Annotated in this window: 8 protein-coding genes; all 8 read left to right on the forward strand. The window is 42.9% G+C overall.

Annotation, left to right across the window (positions count from 1 at the left end; genetic code table 11):
- The first annotated feature begins 305 nt into the window (after positions 1-305).
- Entirely contained in the window at positions 306-1,646 is a 1,341-nt protein-coding gene (locus QZY09_RS16485; protein ID WP_295674124.1) for an ethylbenzene dehydrogenase-related protein, read from the forward strand.
- 38 nt (positions 1,647-1,684) lie between these two features.
- Positions 1,685-2,083 (forward strand): hypothetical protein, encoded by a 399-nt coding sequence (locus QZY09_RS16490; RefSeq protein WP_295674125.1) that lies wholly within the window; start codon positions 1,685-1,687, stop codon positions 2,081-2,083.
- Between the two features lie 11 nt (positions 2,084-2,094).
- Positions 2,095-3,054: a DUF5777 family beta-barrel protein gene (locus QZY09_RS16495; protein WP_295674127.1), complete on the forward strand. Its 960-nt coding sequence runs from the start codon at positions 2,095-2,097 to the stop codon at positions 3,052-3,054.
- A gap of 79 nt (positions 3,055-3,133) precedes the next feature.
- On the forward strand, positions 3,134-3,544 hold the full coding sequence (locus tag QZY09_RS16500; RefSeq protein WP_295674129.1) for a cytochrome c: 411 nt from the start codon (positions 3,134-3,136) through the stop codon (positions 3,542-3,544).
- Between the two features lie 176 nt (positions 3,545-3,720).
- A complete protein-coding gene (locus QZY09_RS16505) occupies positions 3,721-3,987 on the forward strand; it encodes a hypothetical protein (protein WP_295674131.1) in 267 nt (88 codons plus the stop codon).
- Positions 3,988-4,014: 27 nt separating this feature from the next.
- Positions 4,015-4,941, forward strand: a complete 927-nt coding sequence (locus QZY09_RS16510; RefSeq protein WP_295674133.1) for a 4Fe-4S dicluster domain-containing protein — start codon at positions 4,015-4,017, stop codon at positions 4,939-4,941.
- A gap of 16 nt (positions 4,942-4,957) precedes the next feature.
- Entirely contained in the window at positions 4,958-6,274 is a 1,317-nt protein-coding gene (gene nrfD, locus QZY09_RS16515; RefSeq protein WP_295674135.1) for an NrfD/PsrC family molybdoenzyme membrane anchor subunit, read from the forward strand.
- A partial coding sequence (locus QZY09_RS16520; RefSeq protein WP_295674137.1) for a hypothetical protein occupies positions 6,258-6,531 on the forward strand: 274 nt, incomplete at its 3' end. The genes nrfD and QZY09_RS16520, both read left to right, overlap by 17 nt.

The following is a 6,531-nucleotide window of genomic DNA, read 5'->3' on the forward strand; positions in this document are numbered from 1 at the left end:
AAAAGTGACATTGATTATAAAAATGAGCTATCATAAATTAACAGCAAACACCTTAAAAATATGTTCAAAATTAGTTTTTAGTTTAAAATATGAGTTGCCTTAATAAGCGTTATAACCGCTTAGGTACTATATCACCACTGAAGGTATAGTCGGGCCTGTATGCAAAGTTAAAATTAACAAAACTCCCAAAAACCTATCCCCAATCATTTTTTTAAGTGATTTCTGTCATATTTATGTCACGGCAGCTTTCATAGGTTTGACATGTTTTTACAGGTTAAAATTTCTCACAAAAACAATCATCAATTATGAAACTTATAAAAAGTAAACAATTCTGGATCATCACTACTGTAATGCTCTCTTTAGGGTATGTTGTAAGTTGTACAAAAAGAGACCAGATCATTATCCCTGGCGGCGCTGACGCGACTGTCAGCACAACCACCCTTGTTTCCGTTAAAACTGCAACCGCGCCAACAATTGACGGCACAGTTGAAGGCTTATGGAAAAATGCCCCGGCATTGGACATTACACCTACTGTACCTGACCCGGGCAATGGCCTTTTTACAGGTTACAATGGCCAGACATATCCAGCTAAGCTGCAGTCAATGTATGACGACCAATACATTTACTTTTTAGCGCAATGGTCTGATCCTACTAAAAGCGTTTATGTTGCTACATGGTATTTTGATCCGGTAAAACAGCTTTGGGCCCAGGAACCAACCAGCAAAACATTCGACAGCAATGGCAATGTAACCAGGGATGGTTTTGGTGAAGATAAATTCGCGATGTTATTTAACATTGACAATTCGACACCAAAATTCATCAGCCAAACCTGCTATGCCAGCTGCCACATTTTTCAGCCCTACACCAATTTTGCGGTGTCGCCACCGGTTGTGGTTTCAAATGCAAACGAGGGTAACCACTATACCAATGGCGCCAGCGAAAAAATTGACATGTGGTGGTGCCACTTAAGCCGCGACGTGATCTTTAACCAGATGGACGATGTTTACCAGGATTGGGCAGGCGGTCCATCTATCACTAACTTAACAGGTGGTTCAGGCAATGGCCGTCACGTAGATGATCTTATTGTAAACGGCACATCAGCTACCTGGCCTTACGGACCAACCTATACTACTGCTTTACCACAAGGCGCTTTATCTAACAAACAATCCTTAAAATTAGATGGCACCGGCAGCAAAGTAACTGTGCCAATGTGGATTTATCCTGATGCTTCAAATTATTATTATGTGTTAGCTGCCGACACTTTAGCAGGCGGTAAAGCTGTTAAAATTACAGGCGTTAGTTCAACCGGTGTATTAACTTATGCAGGTGGCACAATTGACCCTAACAGCGGAACTGATTACCAAAGAACAGGCGACCCTGTATTTGGCGGCGACGGCCCAAAATGTTTCCCAAGTTATATTGCATCACCACTGATTGGCGGCAGGGCTGACATTACCGCATCAGCACTTTATACAGGTTCAGGTTGGATCGTTGAATACAAACGTAAATTAAAAACAGCCGACGTTTTAAAACAGGATGTTGACTTTTCAAGCTTGCAGGACCAGCCATTTGGATTTGCACTTTGGAATAAATCAAACAACCAGCATGGCATACAACCCTACCTGCTATTGACATTTAAGAAATAGTGCAACGTTGTTATTTCAATAATTAAAAAACAAAGATCATGTCCAAGAAAAAAACGGGAATGGTATTGATCCTTATCGCTTGCATCATAGTTACGATAGCCAGTTGTACCAAAACAGATACTGTATTGATAGACAACACACAGGTAATAACAACTACTGTAAGCCTTTCAAAGGATATTCAGCCGATCTTGACAAAAAGCTGCGCGGTGAGCGGCTGCCATAGCGGCAGCCAGGCGCCAAACTTAACAGCTGCAGCGGCATATACTTCGCTGACAACCGGTGGTTATGTAAACACTGGTACGCCTAAAAGCAGTTCAGTGTATTTATGGCTTACCGGTAAGAAGGCAGTAGCCATGCCTGCCGGCAGCGCAAATAATCCTTCCAATATCAATGCATTAATGCTTGCCTGGATAACACAAGGAGCTAAAAACAATTAAAAAAACAACTCATGAAAAAACACAATAGTTATTCATCATTTATTCCGGGTTTTGCCAGGGGGTGCCTGTTGATCGCGCTCTGCAGCGGATTTGGAAGTGTAATGGCCCAGGATACGCCTGCTAAAAAAGCAGCAAAGACTGCCGATACTTCGGCGGAAGCCCCGGTTATTAAAAAGAAATCATTTGTAAAGAACACTTTCGAAGGAAATTATTTAATTGACGACCAAAGTGTAATGGTGCCCATAAAAGGAACTTTTGAATTTGATATCCAGCACAGGTTCGGCACCGTACAACACGGCTTCTCGGATGCGTTTGGCCTGTTCAATGGCGCTAACATGAAACTTAATTTAAGTTATGTGCCGGTTAATAATTTGCAGATAGGTTTAGGCGCCAGCAACGAAAACATGCAGGTTGACGGAAACATAAAGTTTGCCATTATTAAACAAACGAAGGATGGTTCGATGCCGGTAAGCGTAACCTATTATGTAAACTCCATAATGGATACGCGCAAAGCTGATAATACCACGCTGTTTGTAAATACTTCCGATCGTTTTAGTTTCTACAACGAAATTATTATTGCCCGGAAATTCAGCGAAAATTTCTCATTGCAGATCAGCCCGAGTTACTCCCACTTTAATAACCTGCTGGGTTACCAGGATGCAAACGGCAATGTGATGCCGATATACAATCATGACAACTTCGCGATAGAACTTGGCGGCAAGCTTAAAGTATCTGAAAGTATGTCGCTGATTGCCAATTATGATCAGCCGCTTACACAAAACCCAGCCCAAAACCCGCATCCAAACATCAGTTTCGGGATTGACATGCGGACAAGCGGCCACGATTTCCAAATATTTATAGGCAACTATGGATCGTTAAGCCCGCAGAACAATACCTTTTTTAACCAGAATGACTATAAAAAAGGCGAATTCCTGATTGGGTTTAATATATCCAGACTTTGGAATTTTTAATTTAAAACAATACGGGAATATATTGCTTTCCTATGTGTAAATATCTGATAAATAAATATTTATTAAAAACCATACAACAATGAAGAGTAAACTGATTTCGGCCATAACACTAATGGCTGTGTGCACCATGTGTTTAGCATTTACAACACTGCAGCAAACCCCTAAACCATGGCCCGTACCCGAAAAAAATGCAAAAATGGCCAACCCTGTAAAATCAAATGGCGAATCGCTGGCTTCAGGTAAATCATTATGGAATTTACATTGCGTATCCTGCCATGGTAAAAAAGGTTTGGGTGATGGCAGCAAAGCAGCACAGTTAAAAACCAGCCCGCAGGATATGACCGAGGCGAAATTCCAGGCCCAGTCTGACGGATCATTGTATTACAAGATCGCTGAGGGCCGTGATGACATGCCAAGCTTTAAAAAGAAGATTCCAGAGGCTGAAGATATCTGGAACCTCGTAAACTATGTTCGCGCACTAAAAAAATAGTTGTTTTAATGAAGGAGGCCTTGCTCAATAGCGGGCCTCTTTTTTTTTGACCAGTGCATTATATAACTACCAATCTGAAATTACATGATCGATGTCACTTTTTCCGCTGTTTCTGATCATGCAGCCATCAAGTAAGTAGTAATAACTTGCACATATAATATAAGCACCCAGGATTTATGGATAATAAAGAAAATACTACACAAACAAATGAGCCGTCGCGCAGAAAATTTGTTTGGGGGATGGGCATCTTATCTGCATTTGCAGCTGTTGGAAGTATCACTGGCATCTCCTTCTGGCGTAAAAAGAAACCCGTAGCAAACAAAAAGCAAACCGTTAAGATGCTGACCCAGGATGGACGGCTGGTTGAGGTGGATGTGTCGAAAATAAGTGGCAAGATGAAAAAGGTCACCAATACAGAGATGCAGCACTGGATAAAAAAATAAATGATACAACCTTTTATTAAATAGAAGATGGAATTAAAAGATAGCTCACGAAGGGATTTCCTGGTTGCCGGCCTCGCTGTTGCTGCGTTAGCAACCGGTTGCACATCAAACAGCCCCTTTGAAGCCGCTGCCGGCGAAGATGTAAAACCATCGGGCAAAAAAGTTAAACTATTATCGGTTGATGGCGAAGAGATCGAGCTTGACGAGGCATTTTTAAAACCGGTGCCGCACCTGCCAACAATAAGCAATGCCGAAGCCAGGGTCGGGATACCAGGGAAAAAATTTGTAATGGTGATTGATCTTTCACGGTGTAAAAACCTGAAAAAATGCCAGTCGGCCTGTAACCATGCGCACGATTTAAACCCCGGCGAGAATTGGATCAAAGTAGATCCGATGCAATCAGCCGAACATACAGCGCCTTATTGGGAACCTACTACCTGTATGCATTGCGACGAACCGCCCTGCGTTAAGGTTTGCCCGGTTGACGCAACTTTTAAAAGACAAGACGGGATTGTGCTGATAGACAGCGACCGCTGTATAGGCTGCCGCTTTTGTATGGCTGCATGCCCCTACTCCACCAGGGTATTTAACTGGGGAGCGCCCGAAATACCTGCCGATGTGGCGGCTCAGCCGTATTCAGCAGAAACAAGTATCCCCCAGAAAAAAGGTACCGTTGGCAAATGTGATTTTTGTGCCGACATGACCCGCATGGGGATGCTGCCGCATTGCGTATCAGCCTGCCCTAACGGAACTTTCTTTTATGGCGACCTTAATGAAGATTCGGTAACCAATGGCGCTGAGACTTTCAGGTTCAGCGACATGATGCGCGATAAAGGCGGGTACCGGCTAATGGAAGACCTTGGCACTAAACCAAGTGTTTATTACCTGCCGCCCGTAAGCAGGAACTTCCCTTATGAATCGGGACTTGAAAATGATAAGTTACAAAATAAATAACCTTAAATAATTAAAGGTGGAAAATTCAAAATCAATAGCCGGAGAAGAACAAATTATCCAGGACCTGCTACCGAGAAAGTTTAAAAATAGCGGCAAGATATTGGTGTATATATTATCGGCATTTTGCCTGGTAGGCATTTATGCCTATTACCGGCAGTTAAGGTATGGTTTAATTGTAACCCATATGCGCGATTATGTATCATGGGGTATATATATATCAAACTTCGTATTTTTTGTTGCGATAAGCCTTGTAGGCTCACTGATAACGGCAGTCTTTCGGCTGGCCGGTGTAAAATGGGGGTCGCCGCTTACGCGCATCGCCGAGATGATAGCCGTCGCGGCCATCATTTTTGCTTCCATTATCATCATTGTGGATATGGGTAGTCCTGAGCGGTTTTACAACTTGTTTATCTACGGCCGGATCCAATCGCCCATTATTTGGGACGTAATCGTGATCACCACGTATTTCTTTATCAGTATCTTGCTTTTATACTACCCGATGCTGCCCGACCTGCAGATCCTGCTGCGGTTTAAGGAAGAATCAGGACCACGCCTGCATAAATTCTATAGCTATCTTGGTTCTTTCTGGAAAGGCAGTCATAAACAATACCTGTTAAGTAAAAAAGCTATTAACGCACTTTGCATTGCTATCATCCCGGTTGCCTTTACCATCCATACGGTAACGTCGTGGTTGTTTGCCACTACTTATCGCCCGGGCTGGGACAGCACTAACTTTGGCGCCTATTTCATCGCTGGCGCCTTTTTGGTAGGGGCTGGCGCAGTAGTGGTAGCCATGTATATTTTCAGGAAATGGTATGGCCTTGAAAAATATATCACACTTGAACATTTTGATAAGATGGGCCGGGTGCTGGTGCTTTTATGCCTCCTCTATCTTTATTTTAACGTGAATGAGTTTTTAACCCCATTCTTTAAAATGAAAGAATCGGAAGCCGGATATTTAAATGATATGTTTTCAGGATCATTTGCGCCGGTTTTCTGGTTCGCCATATTTACCGGCATCATCCTGCCCATCATCATTTTATTATTTAAAACGGGCCGTAAACCACTTCCCATGTTTATCGTGGGGATTATGGTGGTAGTGGGCGCCTGGTTTAAACGTTATTTAATTGTTACTCCAACCTTGCTGCACCCCTTTTTACCAATGCATGATGTACCGGCAAGTTATCACCACTATTTCCCCAGCTGGGAAGAATGGGCCATAACAATGGGTTCATTGGCGGGTGCCATTTTAATCATCGTAGCGCTTTGCCGCGTGTTCCCTATTATCCCTATTCAAGAAACTATAAACGAACATCATGAAACTGCTAAATAAAATACTTTTCGGATCGCTATCCCTCATCTTTCTTTTGCCAGGTTATGATGGATTTGCCCAAACGGCAGATAAAGGCAGCGTGAGCGTAGCGGTGAGCTACTTTGATGCCAACAACAAGATCCCTTATGTTGTGGTGAAGGTAAAGACCAAAGTAAACGGCAAATTTCAAAACGTTGGCGGCATCCCTCTTAAATTATCTTTAAACAAGGATTCAGAGGGCACGCTCATCGGAAAGGTAGTGACCAACGAGCAGGGCG

The sequence above is a fragment of the uncultured Mucilaginibacter sp. genome (genome assembly GCF_903913935.1).
In the GTDB taxonomy this organism is placed as follows: Bacteria; Bacteroidota; Bacteroidia; order Sphingobacteriales; family Sphingobacteriaceae; genus Mucilaginibacter.

Excerpts from the sequence above, each read along its gene's own strand:
- QZY09_RS16500 (WP_295674129.1), top strand. The coding sequence starts at position 3,134 with ATGAAGAGTAAACTGATTTCGGCCATAACACTAATGGCTGTGTGCACC.
- QZY09_RS16485 (WP_295674124.1), top strand. The coding sequence starts at position 306 with ATGAAACTTATAAAAAGTAAACAATTCTGGATCATCACTACTGTAATG.
- QZY09_RS16495 (WP_295674127.1), top strand. The coding sequence starts at position 2,095 with ATGAAAAAACACAATAGTTATTCATCATTTATTCCGGGTTTTGCCAGG.
- QZY09_RS16505 (WP_295674131.1), top strand. The coding sequence starts at position 3,721 with ATGGATAATAAAGAAAATACTACACAAACAAATGAGCCGTCGCGCAGA.
- QZY09_RS16490 (WP_295674125.1), top strand. The coding sequence starts at position 1,685 with ATGTCCAAGAAAAAAACGGGAATGGTATTGATCCTTATCGCTTGCATC.
- QZY09_RS16510 (WP_295674133.1), top strand. The coding sequence starts at position 4,015 with ATGGAATTAAAAGATAGCTCACGAAGGGATTTCCTGGTTGCCGGCCTC.